Here is a 23,153-nt window from a genome sequence, read left to right as displayed (position 1 = left end):
TCAGCTTGCGGCCTTCGCACCATATTGCAGGACCTGCACCTTCTCCAAGGTGATCAGACCGCTCGACATCATGCCATCCAGGATGGGCAGGAATGCGTTGATGTTGTCCTCGCTGTCGACGATCTCGATCAAGAGCGGCAAATCTTCCGAAAGCCGCAGGATCTTCGAGGTGTGCAGCCGGCTCGACTTGCCGAAGCCCATGGGGCCGCGCAGCACGGTGGCGCCGGCAAGGTGCCGCTCGCGCGCGGTCATCACGATCGCTTCATAGAGCGGTTTGCCGTCGAAATGGTCGCTCTCGCCGATGAAGATCCGGAGCGAAACTGCCTGATTGGGGATTTGCATGGTCAACTCCTCGTCAAGCGGTTGTAGCGGCTCGCCATCATATGCCCTGCCCATACCGACACCAGCCAGCAGATGATGGACGCCGCGATATAGGCGAGCGCGGTGTATTTCATGCCGCCGTGGAACAGGCGGAAGGTCTCCAGGCTGAAGGTCGAAAAGGTGGTGTAGCCGCCGCAGAACCCGGTCATGACGAATTGCCGGTGCTCGGGCCGCGCCAGCATGCGGCCGTCGGGGCCGGTCAGCGTCGCGTAGAAGCCGATGATCAGCGAGCCCGTCGCGTTGATGAACAGCGTCGCGAAGGGAAAGCCCGGCCCGGTGTCGAGCGCCAGCCCGACGAGATAGCGCGTCAGGCCACCGACGACGCTGCCGGCGGCAACCCAGGCATAGAGCATCGCAGTGCGCCAGCGCTCGGCGGGAGCGTTCATCGGCCTCTAGCCTCCCAGGCCGTCCGCAAGGAGGAAACCGCAACTGACGGCGGCAAGGCAGAGCCCGACCGAGAGCACGACATTGCCGAGCGCATGCATCGCCTCGCCGTTACGCGCGAGTGTCAGGGTTTGCAGGCTGAACGAGGACACCGTGGTGTAGCAGCCGAGAAATCCCGTCACCGCGAACAGCCACGGATTGGGCGTGGCAAAGGCCGAGCCGGGATGGGTCGCCAGCGCGCCGAGAATGCCGATCAGGAAGGCGCCGGTGACGTTGATGGTCATGGTGCCCCACGGAAACGTCTCGCCCAGCCGCCGCGCGATCACGCCGGAAATAAAATAGCGCGCGCAGCCGCCGAGCACGCTACCGACCATGATCGCGATTGCTCCGCTCAGCACGATGAACGACCTCCCATCCTCATTTGTCCTCCGCGGCCAGACTGTTGCCGACGGCCAAGAGTCCCACGAGCGAGACCAGCGCGAAGCCGAGTCCCGCAAAGAAGGTTCCTGCCGGACCATAGGCGTCCCACAGCGCGCCGGCGATCACGCTCGCGGCCAGCAAGGCAAGGCCGGTGAACAGGTTGAAATAGCCGAACGCGGTGCCGCGCAGGCTGGGCGGCGCGGCGTCGGCGACGAGGGCCGAGAGCAATCCTTGCGTCAGTCCCATATGCAGCCCCCACAGCACGACGCCGAGTGCGAGGCCGCCAAGGCTCGGCAGCAGCGCCAGCGCGAGATCGGCACAGGCGAGGAAGACGAGCCCGAGCGCGAGCAGGCCGGTCCGGTTGATCCGGTCCGAGAGCACGCCGGCCGGATAGGCCGACAGCGCGTAGGCGATGTTCATCAGCACCAGCACCGCCGGCACCCACATCGCATTGAGCCCGATGTTCTGTGCCCGCAGGATCAAGAAGGCCTCGCTGAAGCGGGCGAGGGTGAAGACGACGCCGACGGCCACGACGCGCCAATAGACCGTGCCGAGCTGCCGCATCGCGGCGAGATTGAGCGGATTCCCCGCAGGCTCCCGGCTCGGATCCGGCTCCGGCTCGCTCACCGCGAACGCGATCAAGCCGAACGACAGGAAGGCCGGTAGCACCGCCACCCAGAACACCGCGACAAAATTGTCTGCCGTCCACCACATCAGGCCGATCGCCACGAGCGGCCCGAGGAAGGCGCCGATGGTGTCGAGCGACTGCCGCAGGCCAAAGCTCGCCCCGCGCAGGCCGCGAGGTGCGATATCGGCGATCAGCGCATCGCGCGGGGCGCCGCGTATGCCCTTGCCGACACGGTCGATGAAGCGCGCGGCCACCAGCCATCCGACGCTGGGGGCAAGCGGGAACAACGGTTTGGTGAAGGCCGCGAGCCCATAGCCGAGCACTGCGAGCAGTTTGCGGCGGCCGAGCCAGTCGGACAATGCGCCGGAGAAGATCTTCGTGATCGAGGCCGTCGCCTCCGCGATGCCCTCGATGAAGCCGACGGTGAGCGTCGAAGCGCCGAGCACGGTGACGAGATAGACCGGCAGGAGCGCGTGGATCATCTCGGAGGAGATGTCCATCAGCATCGAGACGAAGCCAAGCACCCAGATCCCCCTGGGCAACCCGCTACGTGCAGCAGTCGGTGTCGTCGTCGTCACGTCGTCGCCGTCTCCTTCGCGTTCTCCTGGCCAAAGGCCAGACAACAAAAAACCCGCCACCGGCGGGTTTGTCCATGCTCCCGCCAAAGGCAGAGGCCCAATGATTGCCCCTCCTCAAGCAGGAGTCATCAGCCCACTACGGTCCAGGATACGGGTTCAAGGCCGCCGGGCGGTTATCGGGGGACTCCATCCCCATCTGTCTGGCCAACCTAGCATGGAAATCGTGCCGGACAAGTAGGCGGGACGCTCTGTCCCGCGGCTCGTCGTTCCGGCTTTGCGCATCGCGAGCCCGATGATGCGAGCAATCTGGCGCGTTCCAGCGGCGCGAGCGCGGCAACACGGCGGCAGCTTTGCGCAAGGGCGTGCACATACCCAACCCGCAGCTTCCTAACCTGAATGTGAAGCGCAAGCGATCTTCGCCCTTTGCGGCTCGGCGATTGCATGTCACCATCGCGTCATACGACGGGAGACTGCGATGCGCTTGCTGTTCTCGATCGGGGCTGTGCTGGTTGCCGGCATGTTTGCCGGAGGGGACGTCGCGGGCATCGCGGCACCAGGACCAAAATTTGAACCGCCAAAGAACGAGCCGCAGCGGCTTGCGGCCGACAAGGACGCGCAGACGGTCGACGTCGAGCTGATCCTCGCCGTCGATGTCTCTTACTCCATGGACATGGACGAGCTCGCGATCCAGCGCGAAGGCTATGCGCAGGCGATCCAGTCGAAGGAATTTCTTCAGGCGCTGAAGCTCGGTCCGAACGGCCGGATCGCGGTGACCTATTTCGAGTGGGCCGCCTCGAGCGACCAGAAGATCATCATTCCCTGGCGGCTGGTCGACGGACCGGAGACGGCCGATGCGGTTGCCGCCGAGATCATGAAGACGCCGATCCGGCGCGCCTCGCGTACCTCGATCTCCGGCGCGATCACGTTCGCGATGCCGCTGTTCGACGAGGATCCCTATCGGGGCCTGCGCCGTGTGATCGACATTTCCGGCGACGGCCCCAACAACAATGGCGGCCCCGTCACGGTGGCGCGCGACGCCGCGCTGGAGAAGGGCGTCGTCATCAACGGCCTGCCGATCATGGTCAAGGAGCCGTCCTATTCGACCATGGATATCGACAATCTCGATTTCTATTACGAGGACTGCGTCATCGGCGGTCCGGGCTCCTTCGTCATCACGATCAAGGACCGTGACAAGTTCAAGGAGGCGATCCGCACCAAGCTGCTGATGGAGGTCGCCGGCCGCACGCCGGAGCGCCCCGTGATGCGCGTCGCCGACAAGGAGCCGCGCGTCAATTGCCTGATCGGCGAGAAGATCTGGTCGGACCGTTGGGGACGATGAAGCCCCCCGGCTGAGACCTTTTGCCCATCCAACCGGCAGTTGAACTTAACGGCTCGTTAACCGGTGCATGGCCCTAATCGGTCGGTTTCTGTCCGTTTCAGTCGGCGTCCCGATATCGCTGAAGCCAAACGAAGTGGGTCGGTCGGGCCCGTCTTCCGAGCAATCACATGGCCGTCATCTCATCGAGCACCAGCCAGATTTCTCCCGCCAATGAGCGGCTGTATCACCAGAGCGCGCTGCTCGGTGACTGGAAGGGCAATTGGGTGGGCAACAACCAGCCCGTCGGCTTCAAGGTCGTGAACATCCGCGGGGCCCGCGCGCAGGTCGAGTACACCCATAACGGGCACACCGAGCGCGGCTTTGCCGAGGTCCAGGGCACGCTCATCACCTTTGGCGGGGTGACGGTCGGCACCAAAGACGGCAAGAACATGGTGATGCTGTTCTCCTTCGGGGGCGCTGGCAAGCAGACCGCGAATCTCGAGAAGCAGGCCCCGCCGGCTTCCGACAGCCGTCTCATGGGAAGCTGGGGCGGCTATTCCAGCGCCAACGGCAAGAGCGCGAGCTTCAAGGTGCTCGCGGTCAATGGCAAGGAAGCCCAGGTCAGCGTCACCACCGACGGCGTCACCCGCCAGGGCACCGGCTACGTCTACAAGAACGTCATCATGTTCGGGCAGACGCAGATCGCGACCGATGACGGGCAGAACGGCAAGGTCATCTACCAGGTCGGCACCAAATCCTTCATGGTGCCGGTGACGAAATATCCGCCGGCCGATTCATCGTCCTCCGTGGACAGGACCGCCTGAACGCGCGGCGCTCCGACACGCGCGGGGGCCTGCTGTCCTCACCATTTCGGCGCCCGCTTCTCCACGAACGCCCTCAAGCCCTCCTGCGCCTCATCCGACGTCGCGACGTTGCAGAAATCGTCCACGGCGCTCGCAATGCTGCGGCGATAATCGAGATCGATCTGGCGCATGAAGGCGGCGCGGCCCATCCGCAGCACCGTGGCCGATTTGCCGGTGAACTGCGCAGCGAGCTTCGCCACCTCGGCCTCGAGTTCGGCATCGCCGACGACGCGGTTCACCACGCCGAGCTCGCGCGCTTCCATGGCGCTGAAGACCCGGCCGGTGAACAGCAGCTCGAAGGCGCGATGGCGCCCGACGATGCGCGGCAGATGTGCGTAGTGGATCGCGGGAATGACGCCGACGTCGATCTCGGGATAGCCGAACGTCGCGCTCTCGGCTGCCAGCACCACGTCGCAGGACACCGCCATGGTCATGCCGCCGCCGCGCGCCGCACCGCCGACCGCGGCGATCGAGGGTTTTCCGAGCCCGTACTGGGCATCGTAAAGGTCGATATAGAGCGCCCGGAGGAATTCCCGGATCTCGGCGCCGGATCTGCCAAGCAGGATGTCGAGGTCGAGGCCCGCCGAAAAACGTTTTGCAATTGCGCTCGCCAGCACGACAACGCGTGCGCCGTCGTCATCCGCAGCGCGGCGGAAGGCGGCCACAACTGCGCGGATCATCTCGAGGCTCAGCGCATTGACCGGTGGGCGGCGCAGCGTGATGCGGGCGATGTTGCCAAAGCACTCGTACGCGACGGGATTGTCAGAGGTCACCGAGTTCTCCATGCCTTGATCGGGACAGCACCTTCAACTGCCGCTCGACCTTGCGCAAGACGTCGCAGGCGGCCGCAAGGGCGCCATCGCCGATCAGCTGCCAGACATCATTAGTCCGTTCCGCCAGATGCGGGATCGTCAGCGGCAAGTGCGCGGCTTCATGACCAGCTTACGTTGCGGCGCGGCCCGTGCAAGACCTCGGGCGCGCATGCTAGGCTGCACTCTGGAGATTGCTCGCGACGGAGAGGACAGATGACCGACGAACATCCCATGTTGGCCGGCTCGGCCACCGTTTTCGTCGTCTCCGACATCGCCGCGAGCCTCGCCTATTACCGCGACGTGCTCGGGTTCGAGGTCACCTTCGAATATGGTGAGCCGCTGTCCTACGCCTGCCTCTGTCGCGAGGAGGTCGCCCTGCATCTGCTGGCAGCGGCCAGGACGAAACGCTTGCCCGGGCAGGGCGGCCTCTGCATTTTCGTCCGCGACGTCGACCTGCTCTATGCCGAATTGTCCGGCCGTGGCGCCAGGCCCATCAACCAGCCGGAGGATCGCGATTACGGCATGCGCGATTTCGACATCGTTGATGCCGACGGCAATCAGCTCACTTTCGGCATGGGTATCCCGGAACCCTGAGGCGATGCCGGCGCGGCCTCGCTGGCATTTCTCATCGCCGGAGGGTATGATTTGCGAGGTTTTCGAAGGTTACCTGAATGTCCCGCCTTGCAACTTCATGCGGTCTTGCAGCTATCGGCGCCGTACTCTGCCTCAGCGGCACCTCCGTTGATGCACAAGTTGCACCGCTGAGATATGTCATACCGGGCGGACCGTTTGGCTTTGGCGGCAGCGATGGCCAGGGCTCCGATCCTTACGGCAATTTTCCGAGCTTCAATGCCGGTGACGCAGGCGGGCGCACCAATTTTGCGAACGGCTTCTTCGTCGGCAGCCAGCGCGGCAACCTCAATTGGAGCGGGCTCAGTCAGACCGGACTTGGTCAGAGTGGATTTGGTCAGAGTGGTTTTGCCGGCAATTTCAGCGCGCTCTCGTATGACAGCACCCAGTTCGGCTACACCACCAAAACCTTGGGCGACATGCCCGTCACCTTTTTTGCCGGTTTCGACACGCTGAAATATGGCAACGGCATCGGCAGCTCGCTTGCGCCGCTGACGTCCGGTGCGACGCCCGGCACCAGCGCATTTGCGGGCGTCGAGTTCAAGCCGACCTCCAACCTCAGTCTGTCGTTCGGCGCCGGTTTCATCCAGCAGGACTCGGGTCGCATGGACAGCGATATCAGATCGAACATGCTGCCCGGCGAGTCGCCGGCCCTGAGTGGCCTTCGGCGTTAGGATCTCATCACCAGTTCAGGCGGACGCCGCAGCGATTTCGGCAGGTCAGGGCCGTACCCGAAACGCATCACGATATCGGGGCGCCGCTCACCGAGTCCGAGTGAGGCCGCGAATTGCGGCCTCAGCGCCGCCACCTCGACCGGCTGGTTGACGAAGGCATATTTCAGTCCCAGCGCGGTCGCCTGCAAGCCGAAGCGCTGGCAGGCGCGCCCCACTGCAATCCAGCGCGGTGTGTCGCTGCGATTGGCCGCGAGCACGACGACGCCCGCAGAGCCGACGAGCTGTTCGCGGTACTTCTTGTTTTCGCCGCTCTCCGTGAAGACGAGTTTCATAAGCGGCCGCGCCAGCCACGACGGCAGGGACAGGTTTCCCGAGGCGGGTGAGAACAACCCGTCCATGCTCGCGAGCGCCTCCGTCTCGTTGAAGCGAATCCAGTTCACGAGCTCGCGCATGAAGGCCCCGTCGCGCATCTGCGCGGCGTTGCCTTCGATCACGTAGTCGGCGACCTTCGCGATCGCGGCGTGCTCGGTCAGCAGGATGGTCGTGACATCAGGTTCGCGACAGGCGTTCTCGAGCCGGCGCAAGGTCTCGGGCGGGGCCGGCCTGCCGTCGAACGTCGCGCGCGTGCACTGCCGTACCGGAATCGCGGCCGCCAACGCCGATGCGGCTGGCGGTGTTTCCTCGAGCGTGATCACGATGCGGTCGCCGTCGATGACCGGGTCGGCGCGCCAGCCCAGCGTGGATGCAGCGAGGATGAGGTTTTCGGCGGCGCAGCCGAGGCTGACGAAGAGGTGATGATCGTCCGGATCGACGGCTGGACAGCGGCGCGAAAAATCCGGCGCGATCGTGATTTCGTTGCCGTGCGCGGAGAAGACCCACGGCTGGGTGTTATGGCTATTGACGGCGAGGGTGGCAAAGCGCACGAGCTCGCGATCCCGTGGCACGGCCTGCAGCGGAGCCCGCGACGTCGTCACCGCCGCGTCATAGGTCATCGTTGCTCCCGCGGCAGGGAAGCCGCCGATCGCAGCCGCGGGAATCCCGAGTGCGGCCGCGATGAACTGCCGTCGGTCAACCACAAACGTCCGCTCCATGTCCTTGCGCAGCATGCCTCTAGCAGCAACGGGCGCCAGAACGATTGACCGGAATCAAGATCAGATGACCGGTCCACGCAATTCTGGTTTGGGCATCACGACAAGCCCGCCACCAGCGGCCTTTGCAGGTGCCTGGCCATCAGTTCCGCCGCCTCCGTGTAACGTCGCGTTTCCAGGACGTCGAGCAGGCGCAAATGCTCGCGCACGTGCCGGCGCATGCCGTCGCGGTCGGCGAAGCTGCGATAGGCGAACAGGCGTCTGATCGAGTTCACGCGCTTGAGCGCTTCGAGAAAAAAGGGATTGCCGGCGCCGCGGATGATGTCTTCGTGGAATTCGCAGCCGGAGTGAAAGATCTCGCCGATCGTCATCTTCTCGATCTCGCCTTCGAACACGCGCTGTTGGCGCTCGCGCAGGCGCGTGATCACCTCCTGCGGCAGCGTAAAACCCGGCTGCGCGATCGCCGCCGGCTCGATCACCGCGCGAAACGCCTTGGCCTGTGCTTGAGCTTCGGGGCTTGAGACCGTCTCTGCGAAACGCCAGCCATAGCCCGGCAGGCGTGCGATCCAGCCCTCGGCAGCGATCCGGTCCAGCAGCCGCTGCAGCTCGGCCCGCGTGACGTCATAGCGGCGCATCAGTTCCGCCTCGGTAACGTCGGTCGGCAGCCGGCTCGCGAGCACGTCGCCTGCGACGGACGCATAAACCTGCTCGTTGCGCCTCACTGCCGCGAGCGCCGGTTGGGCTGCGCCGCTGGTGGGATTCTTCGCCAGCACAAAACCACGATGCGGCTCGCCGCGCGCCAGCCCCGCTGCTTCCAGCGCCTTCAGGCCGAGCCGGATCGGCGCGCGCGAAAGGTCCAGCGCGTCGGCAAGCCTTTGTTCGATCAGGCGGTCGCCGGCCTTCATGCCTTCGCGCCGGGCCAGCGCCATGATGAGCCCGGCAAGGTGTTCGGCGCGTTCGGAACCGTTCTTGTCGGTGCGTTGTCGGGAACTGTCTGATGAGCTCATTGCACTGCACGCGAGATTTAGGGCTTGACAGACTGTCCCACGGATTGTTCTTTTATGCAACAATATACAATCGACCCAGGGAGAGCCCGATGGCACGCGCGCCGGATGTCCATATTTGCGAGGTCGCTCCCCGCGATGGTCTGCAGAATCTCGACATCTTCGTTCCGACCGAAGCCAAATGCGCGTTGATCGACACGATCGCCGCTGCCGGCGTGCGCGAGATCGATGCCGGCTCGTTCGTGCCGCCAAAGGTCGTGCCGCAGTTCGCCGACGTCGATACGGTGATGACACACGCGCTCACGCACAAATCGGCGACCATCGGTGCGCTGGTGCCGAACGCGAAGGGCGCCGAGCGCGCCATCGCCGCCGGTGTCAACGCCGTCTACTTCGTGATCTCCGCCAGCGAGACGCATAATCGCGCCAATGTGCGCCGCACGGTCGATGAGCAGATCGAGGGATTTCGCGCGGTCCGCGCCGCGATCGACGCCCGGCCCGTGGGCCAACGGCCGCAATTGATGGGCGCGATTGCCACCGCCTTCGGCTGCTCGCTGGAGGGCGAGGTGAGCGAGGCAGCCGTGTGCCGGGTGGCGCGCGCTTTTGCCGAGGCCCGTGCCGACGAGATCGGCCTTGCCGACACCGTCGGCTATGCCACCCCGAAATTGATCGGGCAGATCATCCAAGCCGTGCGGGGTGAGGTCGGGTCGCAAATGACGCTGCGGCTGCATCTGCACGACACGCTCGGTGCGGGCCTTGCCAATGCCGTCGCTGGTCTCGAAGCCGGCATCCGCCGTTTCGACGCTGCGGTGTCCGGCCTCGGTGGCTGCCCCTTTGCTCCCGGTGCGCGCGGCAACATCGTCACCGAGGACCTCGTATTCATGCTGGAACGCATGGGGCTCTCCACCGGCATCGACCTCGACCGTCTGATGCAGACGCGCGAGATCCTCGCCCGCCATATCCCGGCAAAACATTTGACGGGGCATCTGCACGAGGCGGGCATTCCCAAAGTCCTGCGGAGCGCGGCATGACCACGGCTGCACATGAGACGGCATCGGAGCTTCGCCCGCTCGCCGGGCTTCGCGTCATCGAGTTCAGTCAGATGGTGATGGGGCCGAGCTGCGGCTTGATCCTGGCCGATCTCGGCGCCGACGTGATCAAGGTCGAGCCGCCCAAGGGCGACCGCACCCGCACTTTCAAGGGCCCAGCCGCCGGTTTCTTCGCCACCTACAGCCGCAACAAGCGCAGCATCGCGCTGGATACGTCGACCGCGGACGGCCAGAACGTCGCACGCAGGCTGATCGAGAACAGCGATGTCCTGATCGAGAATTTCCGGCCGGGCCTCTTGAAACGGATCGGCCTCGACTACGAGAGCGTCGCGGCGTTTGCGCCCCGCCTGATCTATTGCTCGCTCAAGGGGTATCTGCCCGGCCCGTACGAGAACCGCCTCGCGCTCGACGAGGTGGTGCAGATGATGGGTGGCCTCGCTTATATGACCGGCTTGCCCGATCGTCCCATGCGCGCCGGGGCCTCGGTCAACGACGTCATGGGCGGCATGTTCGGCGTGATCGCGATCCAGGCCGCGCTCGCCGAGCGGCAGCGGACCGGCCGCGGCCGTTACATCCAGAGCGCGCTGTACGAAAACAACGTGTTCCTGATGGCGCAGGCCATGATGTGCGAGGTGGTCAGCGGCCAGCCGTCGATCCCGTATTCCATCAAGGACAGTCCGTGGCCGGTCTACGATCTCTTCGACACCAGGGACGGCTCGAAGCTGTTCGTCACCATCGTCGGCGAAGAGCAATGGGCGGCGTTCTGCCGCGCCTTCGATCGTGACGCCTGGCTCGTTGATCCGCGCTTTGCCACGAGCAACGACCGCGTCGATCATCGCAGCTGGCTGATCCCGGAAATCGCGAAGATCTTCAAGCAATGGGACAAGGCCGATCTCGCCGCGCGCCTCGAGCAGCTGGATCTGCCCTACGCGCCGGTCAACAAGCCCGGCGATCTCTTCGATGATCCGCATCTCAACCAGTCGGGCGGCCTGACCGATATTCGGCTGCCCGATGGCGGTGAGGCCAAGACACCGCTGTTGCCGATTTCCATGGACGGAAGGCGGCTGCCCAACCGCTACGATCCACCTGGGATCGGTGAGCACAGTGGGGAGATCCTGCGCGAGATCGGCATGTCTCCGGAAGACATCGAGGCGCTGCGACAAGCAGGGACGATCAAGTTCGCGCCGTCCTGACCGATCGGCGTAATCGAACAAAAAACGAGGGAGGAGGAGCACATGAGCATTACCAGGCGCGAGGCGCTGATCGCGGGCTCCGCATTGGCCGGAGCATCGCTGTTGCCGGGGCGATTGCTTGCGCAAAGCAAGCAGGTCTCCCTTGCGTTCGGACCGGTGTCGCCGGTCTACGCCATCGGCATGATCGCCGAGCTGAAGGGGTACTTCAAGGACGAAGGGCTCGATTCCAAGCTCGTCACCGGCAATGCCGGCACGTTCGGCCGCCAGACGCTGGCGGCAGGACAGGCGCTGTTCGCCCATGGCGATGCCAGTCACCCGCTCCAGCTCGGCGCGCGCGGCAAGCCCTGCAAGATACTGCTCGCTACCGAGATGGTGTGCTCCTACGCCAACATCATGGTCCGGCAGGACCTCCACGACAGCGGCATCAATTCGGTCGAGAAGCTCGCCGACTACAAGCGGCCGGACGGCGCCAAGCCGATCGTTGCCGCCACCGCGATCGGCTCGGGCACCTGGGTGTTCGGCACCTATGTGTTCGAAGCGCGCGGGCTCGGCGACAAGGTGAACTGGGTCGCAGGCGGCGGAACCAACACGATGTTCCCCTCGCTCCAGACCAAGCAGTTCGATGCCATCATGGCGCCGCCGAGCTGGATCGTCGAGGTCGAGAAGAAAGGGTTTGGCAAGACGATTTACGACACGTCCAAGCCGGGCGTGTTCGAGAAGGATTTCGGCGGCACGCTGCCCGTGCTCGTGATCTACACGCTCCAGGACACGGTGGAGCAGGACAAGGCGTTGGTGCAGGCCTACGTCAATGCGATCTACCGCGCGATGGCGTTCGTGAAGGCGGCGCCACTCGCGGAGGTGCAGGCGCTGGTCACGCCGAAATATTTCTCGGGCATCGATCCCGACGCGGTCAATGCCGAACTCGGCTTCGACAAGTCGACCTGGGCCTATGACGGCGTCATCGACAAGACTGCGTTCGAACGCGGCGCCAAGCCCTGGTACCGCAAGGGCACGGATATTCCCGAGACCAAATACGAGGATGTCGTCGACATGAGCTTCCTCCAGGCCGCCAGGGCGAAATACAAATGATCGCCGCGACGGGCCAGGGCCTTGCGCTCGCGCGCGACGAGGATCACACAGCGGCAGCGCGCGTCCGCATTGCCGTGCAGGGGCTTGCCAAGCGCTTCAACGCGTCCGGCCGCGAGTTCGTGGCGGTGGATGACGTCTCATTCGAGGTCAAGCAGGGCGAGTTCGTTGCGCTGCTGGGTCCATCCGGCTGCGGCAAGAGCACCATTCTCAACATGGTCGCGGGGCTGCTGCCGCGCTCGGGTGGACGCATCCTAATCGACGAGGACGCGGTCGAGACCGGCACGGTCAACCCCAGGGTCGGTTATGTCTTCCAGCGCGATACGCTATTTCCCTGGCGAACCGTGGAGCAGAACATCGGCTATGGGCTGGAGATCGCCGGGTTGCCGAAGACCGAGCGCGCCAGCCGCGTCGCTTCGGCGGTCGAGAAGGCCGGGCTCTCGGGCTTTGGTCAGAGCTTTCCACGCATGCTGTCCGGCGGCATGCGCCAGCGCGTCGCCTTGATGCGCACGCTGATCCTGGAGCCCGAGATCCTGCTGATGGACGAGCCGTTCGGTGCGCTCGACACCCACACCAAGCTGGAGATGCACAAGACGCTGCTGGAGATCTGGGAACGCGAGCGGCAGACGGTGCTGTTTGTGACGCACGATCTCGGCGAGGCGCTGACGCTCGCGAGCCGCATCATCCTGCTTTCGGCGCGGCCCGGGCGACTGAAGGAAGACTTCGACGTCGCCATCCCGCGGCCGCGTGACCCCGTGGCCGTGCGCGAGAGCGCCGAATTCGGCCGCCTCTATTCTCACATCTGGCACTCCCTCGGCGAAGAATTCCGCCGCACCAGGGTCGATTGACCATGTCCAACAACCGCGCCGTGATTCTGTTCTGGCAATTGGCCATTCTCGCAGCCGTGCTCGTCATCTGGCAGTGGGGCTTTGAATGGAGCAAGGCGTTGCTGCCGAGGGCTTACGTGCCCAAAATCCTCGATCCCTATTTTGTCGCCAAGCCGTCGCTGATCTGGCAGAGCTTTCTGCGGCTCGGCTGCTTCGCTGACGCTGGCGGCTTTGCCGCCTGCATCAGGGGCAACGACAACAATCTTTGGCTCGCCACGCTCGTCACGCTGAAGAATACCTGGTGGGGCTTTCTGTTCGGCTCTGCGAGCGGGATCGCGGCTGGCCTGGTCCTCGGCCGTTCGGATTTCCTTGCCCGCGTGTTCGGACCCTACATCGTGGCGCTCAACTCGATACCGCGCATTGCGCTGGTACCGCTCGTCATCCTGATCTTCGGCCTTGGCGATCTCTCCAAGATCGCGACCGCCTGGCTCGTCGTGTTCTTCGTGGTGTTCTTCAACACCTTCGAGGGAACGCGTGCGGTCGACCGCGACCAGATCGCTGCCGCCCGTCTGCTCGGCGCCAGCGAGTTCACCGTGCTGCGTACGGTCGTGATCCCGTCCGCGCTCGCCTGGGTGTTCGCTTCGCTGTTGCCGGCGGTGTCTTTTGCGCTGATCGGCGTCATCGTTGGCGAGTTCATCGGCGCCGAGCGCGGCCTCGGCAAGCTCATCATCGAGGCGGAGGCGCGGGCCAATGCCAGCGAGATGATGGTGGCCATCTTCGTCATGATGTTCGTCGGCATCCTGCTGGCGATCGCGGTGCGCTCGCTGCAGTCCTATCTGCTACGATGGCAGCCGCAATTCGAGCCATCGGCATAGCGGCCTGACCTCAACGGCTGAACCGCGCCACCAGCTCCACATGCGGCGTGTGCCGGAACTGATCGACCGGCACCACCGCCTCCAGCCGATAGCCGCCGTCGATCAGCAGCCGCGCGTCGCGGGCAAATGTCGCGACGTTGCAGGACACCGCGACCACGACGGGTACTTTGCTCGCGGCGAGCTTAAGCGCCTGCGCCTGTGCGCCCTGGCGCGGCGGATCGAACACCACGGCGTCGAAGTCACGTAGCTCGGGCGGCACCAGGGAGCGGCGGAACAGATCGCGCGGCTCGGCCTTGATCGGCTTCAGGCCCGGCGTGCGCGCGGCTTTCGCCAGCGCTGCGACGGCGCCGGCGTCGTTGTCATAGGCGGTGACGCGGGCCTTCTCTGCGAGCCGCAGAGCGAACGGACCGACACCGCAGAAAAGGTCGAGAACCTCCTTGGCCTTGCCGATGCGCTCGGCGACGAGCGCTGCCAGCGTCTCTTCGCCCGCCACGGTCGCCTGCAGAAACGAGCCCGGCGGCAGCGTCACCTCGGCGCGGCCCATCTTTATTGTCGGCGCCAGGCGTTGCAGCACCAATTCGCCATGCCGCGTCAGCCGCGCCAGGCGATGCTGCTCGGCGACGCGCGAGAGCGCGGTGACGAGCGGCGTCGGCAGCGGGCCGGAGCCGCGCACGTCGACATCGAGGCCGTTGGCGGTGGCGGTCACCTGGATGTCGAGGGGCTTGGTCACCGGCATCCTGGACGTCAAAGGCTCGGCGAGCGCCCAGGCGGCATCGATCGCGCCGTCGAGTGCGGGATCGAGGATCGGGCAGCGATGGATCGGGATGACGTCGTGTGAGCTCGTCGCCGAGAAACCGACCTTGAGGATATCATGCGTGCCGAAGCGGCCATGCAGCGTGACGCGGCGGCGTCCGGCGCCATGGGCATCGACCAGCGGCGCGACCTCGCATGCGATGCCGGCCTGGGCCAGCGTCTCCACCACGATGCCGCGCTTCCAGGCGTGATATGGCTCGGCCGCCCAATGCTGGATGGCGCAGCCGCCACAGACGCCGAAATGCGGACAGAACGGCTCGATGCGCTCGGGGCTTGCGACGTCGACTGCGAGCAGCTTGCGGCGATCGGGATGGTTGCCCACGACGTGATCGACCTCGACGGTCTCGCCGCCAAGCGTGTAGGGCACATAGATCGCTTCGCCGGCGTCGAGGCTGACGCCGTCGCCGCGATGGCCGACATGATCGATCCTGATGCGCTCAACCACGACGCGCGCCCAGGAAGAATTCGATATTGCCGTCGCCGCCGGTGATCGGCGAGGGGAATATCTCGATGTCGGTGCAGCCGAGCGAAGCGGCAAAGGCGGCGATGTCGTCGCAGATTTCCCGGTGCACGGCGGCGTCGCGGACGATGCCCTTCTTGTTGTGCTTCCTGTCAGCCTCGAATTGCGGCTTGATCAGCGCCAGCAGGCTCATCGGCGCTGCCGCCAGCGACAGCGCCACCGGCAACACGGTCTTCAGCGAGATGAAGCTGACGTCGATGACGACGACATCGGGCCGTGCCGGCAGTCGTTTGCCATCATAGCTGCGGATGTCGGTCTCTTCCATCGACACGATCTTGGGGTGGTCGCGCAGTGAGGGATGCAGCTGGCTGGTGCCGACGTCGATGGCGAACACGAGGCTCGCGCCGTTCGCCAGCAGCACCTCGGTGAAGCCCCCGGTGGAGGCGCCGACGTCGAGGCAGACGTGGTCCTCGATCTCGATCGGATACCGCTCCAGCGCGCCGGCGAGCTTGACGCCGCCGCGGGAGACGTAGGGGTGCGCGGGCTCGGCCTGGATCACGGCGTCCTCGGCAATCGTCTCCGACGGTTTGGCGACCGGCTTGTCGTCGGCGGTGACGAGCCCGGCCTCGATCGCGGCGCGCGCCCGCGCCCGGCTCTCGAACAGGCCGCGCTCGACCAGCAATACATCTGCGCGCTTGCGGGCAGGGGACATCACGCTCTCTTGGTACGGCTCTTGGTACGGGTCTTGGGACGCTTCTTGGGACGATTGATCTGCTTATGTAGCGATCAATCGCGCGGCCGCCATCCGGACGCAAGCCTCGAACGCGGCGAGATCATGCCAGACGTCGATCGGCATCGCGGCCGGCGTCACCAGCGGACAGCCGTGCAGCTCCAGCGCATGGATCATCATGAGATTGTCGACGAGGCCGAAATCCTCGACCGTCAGTCCCTGCGCGTCGACCAGCCGCCCATCCTCGGAAGTGACCTCCATGAAGCGGCCGACACGGTCGGCATAGGCGGCACCGTCGTTGGAATAGGCCAGGCAGAATTTGCGGCGGCCGGCCATGTAGCCGAGCTCGTAGACGGTGCCGGGATCGGCGCCGGCGCCGCGGAACGGGGTGAGATTGGCAATGATGGCGTCGGCCGCATCCATCATCGCCTCGTTGCCGCAGAAGATCTGCCGCGCGGCATCGGGCGCGGTGAGATCGATGGCGTTGTCGAGGGGATAGAGGCCGGTGAGCCCGTGCGCGGCGCAAATATCGACCTTGCGCCGGCCGATCTCGATCGCATCCGGCAGGAACACGTCGGGGCCTGCCAGATAGATTTTCATGGCTGACTGCTTCGGAGAAATTCAGGCGAGCTGCGAACCGCGGCGAAAACTGCGCTCCCTCTCCCGCTTGCGGGGGAGGGTTGGGGAGGGGGTGTCTCGGCAATCGAGAACCCCCAAGAGGCGAAAACCCTCACCCGGATCGCTTCGCGATCCGACCTCTCCCGCAAGCGGGAGAGGTGTACCACCTCAGGCCAGCTTGACCGTCTCGGCCTTCACGTCCTTGCCGAGCGCCTCGAACACCTTGGCGACGATGCCCTTGGCGTCCAGACCGGCGCGGCCGTACATCGCGGCCGGCGTGTCGTGGTCCTGGAACACGTCGGGCAGCACCATCGAGCGGAACTTGACCATGCCGGTGTCGAGCACGCCCTGATCGGTCAGGTACTGCGCGACATGCGAGCCGAAGCCGCCGACCGAGCCTTCCTCGATCGTGATCAGGATCTCGTGGTCGCGCGCAAGCTTGAGCACCAGCTCGGTGTCCAGCGGCTTCATGAAGCGCGCGTCGGCGATCGTGGTCGACAGGCCGTGGGCTGCGAGCTCGTCGGCCGCCTTCTCGCATTCGGCGAGGCGCGTGCCGAAGGAGAGCAGGGCGATCTTGCTGCCCTGGCGAATCACGCGGCCCTTGCCAACCTCGAGCGGAATGCCGACCTCGGGCATCTCGATGCCGCGGCCTTCGCCGCGCGGATAGCGCAGCGAGCTCGGACGGTCGTCGATTGCGACCTGGGTCGCCACCATGTGCACGAGCTCGGCTTCGTCGGCCGCGGCCATGATCACCATGTTCGGCAGGCAGCCGAGATAGGCGTTGTCGAACGAGCCGGCATGCGTGGCGCCGTCGGCGCCGACGAGGCCGGCACGGTCGATGGCGAAGCGGACGGGCAGGTTCTGGATCGCGACGTCATGCACGATCTGGTCGTAGCCGCGCTGCAGGAAGGTCGAGTAGATCGCGCAGAACGGCTTGTAGCCTTCGCTGGCAAGACCGGCGGCGAAGGTCACCGCGTGCTGCTCGGCGATACCGACGTCGAAGGTGCGGCCGGGGAAGGCCTTGTTGAAGATGTCGACACCGGTGCCGGACGGCATCGCCGCGGTGATGGCGACGATCTTGTCATCCTTCTGCGCTTCCTTGACGAGGCTCTGGCCGAACACGTTCTGGTAGGCCGGCGCATTCGGCTTGGCCTTGGCCTGGGTGCCGGTCGCGACGTCGAACTTGACGACGGCGTGGTACTTGTCGGCTGACGCTTCCGCCGGGCCGTAGCCCTTGCCCTTCTGCGTCACGACGTGGACCAGGATCGGGCCGGTCTCCATGTCGCGGACGTTCTTCAGGACAGGCAGCAGATGGTCGAGATTGTGGCCGTCGATCGGGCCGACATAGTAGAAGCCGAGCTCCTCGAACAGCGTGCCGCCGTCCATCATGAAGCCGCGGGAATATTCCTCGACGCGGTTGGCGCGGTTGGCGATGATCTTGGGCAGGCGCTTGTTGATCTGCTTGGCCGCATCGCGCAGCGTGCGATAGGTCTTGCCGGAGTAGAGCCGCGACAGATAGGCGCTCATGGCACCGACCGGCGGCGCGATCGACATGTCGTTGTCGTTGAGGATGACGATTAGGCGCGAGTTCATCGCACCCGCATTGTTCATGGCTTCATAGGCCATGCCGGCCGACATCGCGCCGTCACCGATCACGGCGATAACGTTGTTCTTGCCGCCGGAGAGGTCGCGCGCCACCGCCATGCCGAGGCCGGCGGAGATCGAGGTCGAGGAATGCGCCGCGCCGAACGGATCGTAATCGCTCTCGCTGCGCTTGGTGAAGCCGGACAGGCCGCCGCCGGTGCGCAGCGTGCGGATGCGGTCGCGCCGGCCGGTGAGGATCTTGTGCGGATAGGCCTGATGGCCGACGTCCCAGATCAGCCGGTCGCGCGGCGTGTCGAAGACGTAATGGATCGCAGTGGTGAGCTCGACCACGCCGAGGCCCGCGCCGAAGTGACCGCCGGTCACCGAGACGGCATCGATGGTCTCCTGCCGCAGCTCGTCGGCAACCTGGCGAACCTGCTCGATCTTGAGCTTGCGCAGGTCTTCCGGCGTCCGGATGGTGTCGAGAAGCGGCGTTTTACTGTATGCGTTCACGGCGATTTCCAATTTGTCAGCGCCGGAAGGTCATTCCGGTGCGCGATGGGTTTGCACAATATCGGCGCAGCGCGAGTCCTCAAACCGTCGGAGCCACCTGCATGGGGCAAGGCCCCGTCTTCAAGCTTAGGTAAGCTTAAGTGCGCTCCGGTTCAGTCTCTGTGATCCCTGTCACTTAGATCGGCTTCGTCCGTCCCAGCCAATTTCATTAGCAGTTTGAAGCGCTTGTCGTCGGAATTCTCTGCCCACGCAAGGCTTGCAAAAAGCCACACTCCGCGCAGCTTTACACCAAAGCTTGGGCCAAAGCCAACCCGCAGGACCGATTGGGGGTATGCAGATGCAACCGGCGGGCCAGAGTGGTTAACCGTGGCCCGGGACAATGGGTTCCAGCCTTGCCGGGTCCCCTGGCAGGCTTTTCCGCCTGAATGAGATCTTTTTTTGGTCCCGAGGACGGATTTCCGGACGGATGGCATCGATCCGGTTGCACGGAACCGTGCTGGTTGGCGGGATCGCGCCGTGCGTTCATGAAATCATGGCGGCCACGCTCCCGTGATGACGTTTTGGGGCCTCCCCTCGGAAAGGCTGAGCGGGAACTCTCGGCTTTCCCTACTGCACGTCCAGCGGCGCGGTGCCGGTGGCCTGGCCGCTGGCATCGGTGGTGATCTTGTCGACGCGCGCCTCGGCCTGGCGCAGCAATTCCTCGCAGCGGCGCTTCAGCGCCTCGCCGCGCTCGTAGATCGTCACGGACTCCTCGAGCGGCACCTTGCCGTCCTCGAGCCGCTTCACGATCGTTTCGAGTTCCTCGATCGCGCGCTCGAAGGTGAGCCTGGAGACGTCGACTTGAGTATTTTCGGCCATATCCGTTTCCGATTGCCCGATTCGCTTTCCTTGCAGTGAAGGCGGGTTTTGCGGGCTTAATGTGGCGGGCGTCGTCAGGCGCCCATCAGGGCGCCGACATGCGCCGTAACAGATTCTTTCAGTCCCTGCAGGTCATAGCCGCCCTCGAGCACCGAAACAACGCGCCCTCCCGCGGACTTGTCGGCGAGATCCATCAGCTTGCGCGTCACCCAGGCATAATCCTCCGCGCGCAAATTCAGCGAGGCCAGCGGATCGCGATAATGCGCGTCGAAGCCGGCGGAGATGATGAGCAGCTCGGGGCTGAATTTCTCGAGCTGCGGCAGAATCAAATTCTCGAACGCGGAGCGGAATTCCGGCCCGCCGTCCTCGGAGGCGAGCGGTGCGTTGACGATGGTGTCGTGGTCGCCGCGCTCGCCCGTCGCGCCGGTGCCCGGAAACAGCGGCATCTGGTGCGTCGAGCAGTACATCACGGTTGGGTCCGACCAGAAGATGTCCTGCGTGCCGTTGCCGTGATGCACGTCGAAATCGACGATGGCCGCGCGCTTGATGCCGTATTTGCGCTGGGCGTGGCGCGCGGCGATGGCGACATTGTCGAAGAAGCAGAAGCCCATCGGCTTGCCGATCTCGGCGTGATGGCCGGGCGGACGCACCGCGACGAAGGCGTTGCGATGCTCGCCCGCCATCACCGCTTCGGTCGCCGCCACCGCGCCGCCGACACCGCGCATCACCGCTTCCCACGTGCCAGGGGACATCGAGGTGTCGCCGTCGATATAGACCTGCCCGCTGCTCGGTGCGATGTGGCGCAGCTCGGTGACGTAGTGCTCGTTGTGGCACAGCGTGACGAGATCGAGATCGCCCTCCGGCGCCTGGTCGCGCACCAGGAACTGGAAGCGCTCATGCGACAGCGCTTCCTCCACCGCACGCAGGCGATCCGGCCTTTCAGGATGTCCCGGCGGCGTGACATGGTCGAGGCAGGCCTTGTGGGAAAGGAGAAGCGTGCTCATCAGGTCGGCCTCATGGATCCGGGCTTTCGACGTCGCTTGGCGCATCCGGCGCCAAAACGCAATGCAAATCCCAATCTATGCGTTTGAACGGGAATGGCAAAGGGTCGTCCGGTTCTGGCCCGTTTGATCCGGATCAATTCACGCGCAGGATGCGACTCAGCGGCAGCGGGCCGATCGGACCGTGCGCCCGGAAGAACGCGAACAGCGCGTCCGCGTCGTAGCCGCCATATTGCGGCGCCGTGCCTTGTTTGGCGACGGTAAAACCATCGCCGCCGACCGCGAGGTAATCGTTGAGGGTGACGCGGTAGCCGCTGGCCTGCTCGATCGGCCTGCCGCCCAGCGTCATCTTGTCGGCGATCACGCGCTCGCCGAATGGCTTCGACGCATCCCAGGCATAGCTGAACCCGTTCGATACCTGGAGAATCCGCGGCCGCTTCGGGTCCAGCCATTGCTGCTCGAGCATGTCCTTGAGCTGACTGCCCGTCAGCGTCATCGTCACGAGGCGGTTGCGGAACGGTTGGCTGGCGAAAACATCGCCGAAGGAGATCGCGCCGTTCTCCTTCGGGACGATGTCGGTGCGGATGCCGCCGGGATTGGTGAGCGCGATGACAGCGCTGCCATCCTTGGCGTCCCTGGTCGCGGCAAGCTGCGCGTCCGCGATGATGTCGCCGAGCGCGCTTTCGCCGGCCTCGTTCGGCACGCGCGACAGCGTCTGCGTCACCGATCCGGCCGGCCGGTTGGCGATCGGCGCCGAGAGCTTGTCATAGGCCTCGATCAGCGCGGTCTGCTCGGCGTCCTTCGCCAGCGAGGCGTTGGCGACGATGACGTTCTCGGCTTTGGCGCTGACGATGTCGCGGGTTACAGGATCGAGCTTGAGATCGATCGCGGTGACCAGCGTGCCGTATTTGTCGCCGCTGGTGACGAGCCGTCCGTCGATGTCGCAGACATAGGCGCGGTGGGTATGGCCGCTGACGACGACATCGACGGCGCGGTCGAATTTTTTGACGATATCGACGATCGGCCCGGTGATGGCAGGGCATTCATTGTAGTCGCCGGCGGGCTCGCCGCCCTGGTGGATCAGCACCACGATCGCCTCGACGCCGCGCGCCTTCAGCTGGGCGACCTGCGCATTCACCGTCTCGGCTTCGTCGCGGAATTCGAGCCCGGCGATGCCAGCAGGCGAGACGATGCCCGCGGTCTCCTTCAAGGTCAGCCCGATGAAGGCGATCGGGATGCCGTCGAACTCCCTGATCTCGTAGGGCGGCAGCACGCTGTTGCCCGTCGCGGTCTCGATGGTGGACGCGGCGAGATAACGGAATTTGGCGCCCGTGAACGGATGCGGCCCCTGGCAGCCGTCGACCGGATGACAGCCGCCGTTCTGCATCCTGAGCAGCTCGGTCTTGCCCTCGTCGAACTCGTGATTGCCGACCGAACTGATCGCAAGCCCCATCAGCGAAAGCGCCTCCACGGAAGGCTCGTCGTGAAACATCGCCGACAGGAACGGACTCGCGCCGATCAGGTCGCCGGCGGCGACGAAGATCGTGTTCTTGTGTCCCTCGCGCAGCTGCTTCACCAGCGTCGCCATGTATTCGGCGCCGCCGGCCGCCACCATCACCTTCCGGGCTCCGTCCTCGGGATCATTGATGCGAATGCCGCCCGGCGGCGGACGCAGATTGCCGTGAAAATCGTTGATGGCGAGCACGCGCAGCTCGACCGGCGCGGCGGTCTGGGCCGAGGCGGGGAGGGCGGAGGCGAGAGCGAGGGCGGCAAGGATGGATCGTAAGGCATTTCGCATGGAACCAAGATTAGTCGGTCCACGCGAAGATTTCACGAAGCATTATCGTAACCGTGCTGGACTTCTCCCCAACCTCAGTATCGTAGGGTGGGCAAAGCGAAGCGTGCCCACGTCTTAAGGCGTTGGCACGGCGCAAGTGCGCCTTTGCCCACCCTACGATACTGGACTCGCGGAGAGAGCCCGCTACTTCTTCTTCCGGTTCGCAAACGCATTGAACGCCGCCACCGCTTCGTCAGATTTCAGCCGCTCGCCGAACAGATGGCCTTCCTGGTCGATGCGGCGGGTGAGCTCTTCGGCCGGCGCGCGCAGCAATTTGCGGGAGGTTGCGACCGCCTCGGCCGGCAGCCGGCAGATGTCGCGCGCCACCTTGCGCGCCTCGACCTCGGTATGTCCGGGCGACACCACGGTGTTGACGAAGCCCGCCGCGTGCGCCTCCGCGGCGGAAAAAGTCCGCCCCATCACCAGCATGGCAAAGGCGCGCTGATATCCCATCGTGTTCGGCATCAAGAGGCTGGCGGCGCCGACCGGCACCAGCCCGAGATGGATGTAGGGCGCGGAGAAGGTCGCAGCGTTCGAGGCCAGCACGTAGTCGCAGTGAAACAGCATCACGGTGCCCATGCCGATCGAGGCGCCGTCGACGGCGGCGATGATCGGCTTGACGTTGAGGGCGAGCGAATAGAGGAACTTCGCGCCTTCCGACAACGTCTCGGGGCGCGCGGTGTCGGCGTGCATGAAATCGTCGATATCGTCGCCGGCAGTGAACACGCCTGAGCCGCCGGTGATGATCATGCAGCGGATGTCGGGGTTGTTCTGCGCGGTGTCGATCGCGTGGCTCATCTCCCGATACATATCCTGGGTGATGGCATTCTTCTTGCCCGGGCGGCGCAGGGTGATGATACGCGTTCCGCGCTCTTCGGTGACGACGATATTGCCATTCGGCATGAGAGCCCCCTGCGCTCGCCGCGATGCTC

25 protein-coding genes and 1 riboswitch are annotated in these 23,153 nt (G+C 65.0%); of the genes, 9 read left to right on the top strand and 16 right to left on the bottom strand.

Annotated features, from left to right (window positions below; genetic code table 11):
- Genes GGD66_RS30115 through GGD66_RS30100 form a run of 4 tightly spaced genes read right to left on the bottom strand, consistent with a single transcriptional unit; the run spans position 1 to position 2,391 of the window.
- Positions 1-342 (bottom strand): DUF190 domain-containing protein, encoded by a 342-nt coding sequence (locus tag GGD66_RS30115; protein WP_018322578.1) that lies wholly within the window; start codon positions 340-342, stop codon positions 1-3.
- A 2-nt stretch (positions 343-344) separates the two neighbouring features.
- On the bottom strand, positions 345-767 hold the full coding sequence (crcB, locus tag GGD66_RS30110; RefSeq protein WP_183259963.1) for a fluoride efflux transporter CrcB: 423 nt from the start codon (positions 765-767) through the stop codon (positions 345-347).
- A gap of 6 nt (positions 768-773) precedes the next feature.
- Entirely contained in the window at positions 774-1,163 is a 390-nt protein-coding gene (gene crcB / locus GGD66_RS30105) for a fluoride efflux transporter CrcB (protein WP_183259961.1), read from the bottom strand.
- Positions 1,164-1,182: 19 nt separating this feature from the next.
- Positions 1,183-2,391 (bottom strand): MFS transporter, encoded by a 1,209-nt coding sequence (locus GGD66_RS30100; RefSeq protein WP_183259959.1) that lies wholly within the window; start codon positions 2,389-2,391, stop codon positions 1,183-1,185.
- Between the two features lie 112 nt (positions 2,392-2,503).
- A riboswitch (Fluoride riboswitch) is annotated at positions 2,504-2,594 on the bottom strand.
- 272 nt (positions 2,595-2,866) lie between these two features.
- Here GGD66_RS30100 and GGD66_RS30095 point away from each other — a divergent pair.
- Both GGD66_RS30095 and GGD66_RS30090 read left to right on the top strand, forming a co-directional pair.
- Positions 2,867-3,730, top strand: a complete 864-nt coding sequence (locus GGD66_RS30095) for a DUF1194 domain-containing protein (RefSeq protein ID WP_092259935.1) — start codon at positions 2,867-2,869, stop codon at positions 3,728-3,730.
- 167 nt (positions 3,731-3,897) lie between these two features.
- On the top strand, positions 3,898-4,533 hold the full coding sequence (locus GGD66_RS30090; RefSeq protein ID WP_018322583.1) for a hypothetical protein: 636 nt from the start codon (positions 3,898-3,900) through the stop codon (positions 4,531-4,533).
- A 38-nt stretch (positions 4,534-4,571) separates the two neighbouring features.
- On the opposite strand, the gene GGD66_RS30085 is transcribed toward GGD66_RS30090, so the two are convergent.
- Positions 4,572-5,345 (bottom strand): enoyl-CoA hydratase/isomerase family protein, encoded by a 774-nt coding sequence (locus GGD66_RS30085; protein WP_312014201.1) that lies wholly within the window; start codon positions 5,343-5,345, stop codon positions 4,572-4,574.
- Positions 5,335-5,493 carry a hypothetical protein gene (locus GGD66_RS30080; protein ID WP_183259956.1) on the bottom strand — a complete coding sequence of 53 codons (159 nt, stop codon included), beginning with the start codon at positions 5,491-5,493 and terminating at the stop codon, positions 5,335-5,337. Before GGD66_RS30080 ends, GGD66_RS30085 begins: the two co-directional genes overlap by 11 nt.
- Before the next feature lie 104 nt (positions 5,494-5,597).
- On the opposite strand from GGD66_RS30080, the gene GGD66_RS30075 reads away from it, so the two are divergent.
- Entirely contained in the window at positions 5,598-5,978 is a 381-nt protein-coding gene (locus tag GGD66_RS30075; protein ID WP_092259931.1) for a VOC family protein, read from the top strand.
- A gap of 77 nt (positions 5,979-6,055) precedes the next feature.
- Positions 6,056-6,688: a hypothetical protein gene (locus tag GGD66_RS30070; protein ID WP_183259954.1), complete on the top strand. Its 633-nt coding sequence runs from the start codon at positions 6,056-6,058 to the stop codon at positions 6,686-6,688.
- On the opposite strand, the gene GGD66_RS30065 is transcribed toward GGD66_RS30070, so the two are convergent.
- The gene (locus GGD66_RS30065) at positions 6,685-7,794 is read right to left on the bottom strand and encodes an Acg family FMN-binding oxidoreductase (protein ID WP_246789023.1); all 1,110 of its coding nucleotides are present in this window, start codon (positions 7,792-7,794) and stop codon (positions 6,685-6,687) included. The two genes, GGD66_RS30070 and GGD66_RS30065, sit on opposite strands and share 4 nt — an antisense overlap.
- An 80-nt stretch (positions 7,795-7,874) precedes the next feature.
- Positions 7,875-8,879, bottom strand: coding sequence for a GntR family transcriptional regulator (locus tag GGD66_RS30060; protein ID WP_244550723.1), 1,005 nt, complete (start codon positions 8,877-8,879; stop codon positions 7,875-7,877).
- On the opposite strand from GGD66_RS30060, the gene GGD66_RS30055 reads away from it, so the two are divergent.
- Genes GGD66_RS30055 through GGD66_RS30035 form a run of 5 tightly spaced genes read left to right on the top strand, consistent with a single transcriptional unit; the run spans position 8,873 to position 13,807 of the window.
- The gene (locus GGD66_RS30055; protein WP_183259952.1) at positions 8,873-9,808 is read left to right on the top strand and encodes a hydroxymethylglutaryl-CoA lyase; all 936 of its coding nucleotides are present in this window, start codon (positions 8,873-8,875) and stop codon (positions 9,806-9,808) included. The genes GGD66_RS30060 and GGD66_RS30055 overlap by 7 nt on opposite strands.
- Positions 9,805-11,019, top strand: coding sequence for a CaiB/BaiF CoA-transferase family protein (locus GGD66_RS30050; RefSeq protein ID WP_183259950.1), 1,215 nt, complete (start codon positions 9,805-9,807; stop codon positions 11,017-11,019). Before GGD66_RS30055 ends, GGD66_RS30050 begins: the two co-directional genes overlap by 4 nt.
- Positions 11,020-11,061: 42 nt before the next feature.
- Positions 11,062-12,108 carry an ABC transporter substrate-binding protein gene (locus GGD66_RS30045; protein ID WP_092259923.1) on the top strand — a complete coding sequence of 349 codons (1,047 nt, stop codon included), beginning with the start codon at positions 11,062-11,064 and terminating at the stop codon, positions 12,106-12,108.
- A complete protein-coding gene (locus GGD66_RS30040) occupies positions 12,105-12,953 on the top strand; it encodes an ABC transporter ATP-binding protein (protein WP_018322591.1) in 849 nt (282 codons plus the stop codon). The genes GGD66_RS30045 and GGD66_RS30040 overlap by 4 nt, the downstream gene beginning before the upstream one ends.
- 2 nt (positions 12,954-12,955) lie before the next feature.
- Positions 12,956-13,807 (top strand): ABC transporter permease, encoded by an 852-nt coding sequence (locus GGD66_RS30035; protein ID WP_179735357.1) that lies wholly within the window; start codon positions 12,956-12,958, stop codon positions 13,805-13,807.
- A 10-nt stretch (positions 13,808-13,817) separates the two neighbouring features.
- Here the strand turns inward: GGD66_RS30035 and GGD66_RS30030 are convergent, their stop codons facing one another.
- From GGD66_RS30030 to GGD66_RS29995, 8 genes are all read right to left on the bottom strand, one after another.
- Positions 13,818-15,065: a methyltransferase gene (locus tag GGD66_RS30030; RefSeq protein ID WP_183259948.1), complete on the bottom strand. Its 1,248-nt coding sequence runs from the start codon at positions 15,063-15,065 to the stop codon at positions 13,818-13,820.
- Entirely contained in the window at positions 15,058-15,792 is a 735-nt protein-coding gene (locus tag GGD66_RS30025) for a TlyA family RNA methyltransferase (protein WP_183259946.1), read from the bottom strand. Before GGD66_RS30025 ends, GGD66_RS30030 begins: the two co-directional genes overlap by 8 nt.
- 63 nt (positions 15,793-15,855) lie before the next feature.
- Positions 15,856-16,410 (bottom strand): nucleoside 2-deoxyribosyltransferase, encoded by a 555-nt coding sequence (locus tag GGD66_RS30020; protein ID WP_183259944.1) that lies wholly within the window; start codon positions 16,408-16,410, stop codon positions 15,856-15,858.
- 186 nt (positions 16,411-16,596) lie between these two features.
- Positions 16,597-18,525 (bottom strand): 1-deoxy-D-xylulose-5-phosphate synthase, encoded by a 1,929-nt coding sequence (dxs, locus tag GGD66_RS30015; protein ID WP_183259941.1) that lies wholly within the window; start codon positions 18,523-18,525, stop codon positions 16,597-16,599.
- A 606-nt stretch (positions 18,526-19,131) separates the two neighbouring features.
- Positions 19,132-19,383, bottom strand: coding sequence for an exodeoxyribonuclease VII small subunit (locus GGD66_RS30010; RefSeq protein WP_008132970.1), 252 nt, complete (start codon positions 19,381-19,383; stop codon positions 19,132-19,134).
- Positions 19,384-19,457: 74 nt separating this feature from the next.
- Positions 19,458-20,387 (bottom strand): histone deacetylase family protein, encoded by a 930-nt coding sequence (locus GGD66_RS30005; RefSeq protein ID WP_026202776.1) that lies wholly within the window; start codon positions 20,385-20,387, stop codon positions 19,458-19,460.
- 133 nt (positions 20,388-20,520) lie between these two features.
- The gene (locus tag GGD66_RS30000; RefSeq protein ID WP_183259939.1) at positions 20,521-22,182 is read right to left on the bottom strand and encodes a bifunctional UDP-sugar hydrolase/5'-nucleotidase; all 1,662 of its coding nucleotides are present in this window, start codon (positions 22,180-22,182) and stop codon (positions 20,521-20,523) included.
- Between the two features lie 183 nt (positions 22,183-22,365).
- A complete protein-coding gene (locus GGD66_RS29995) occupies positions 22,366-23,124 on the bottom strand; it encodes an enoyl-CoA hydratase-related protein (protein ID WP_183259938.1) in 759 nt (252 codons plus the stop codon).
- Between the last annotated feature and the right edge of the window lie 29 nt (positions 23,125-23,153).

This window comes from Bradyrhizobium sp. CIR48 (assembly GCF_014198315.1).
Taxonomy (GTDB): domain Bacteria; phylum Pseudomonadota; class Alphaproteobacteria; order Rhizobiales; family Xanthobacteraceae; genus Bradyrhizobium.
The sequence above is the reverse complement of the archived record's forward strand: the minus strand, read 5'-3'. Positions and strand labels throughout refer to the sequence as shown.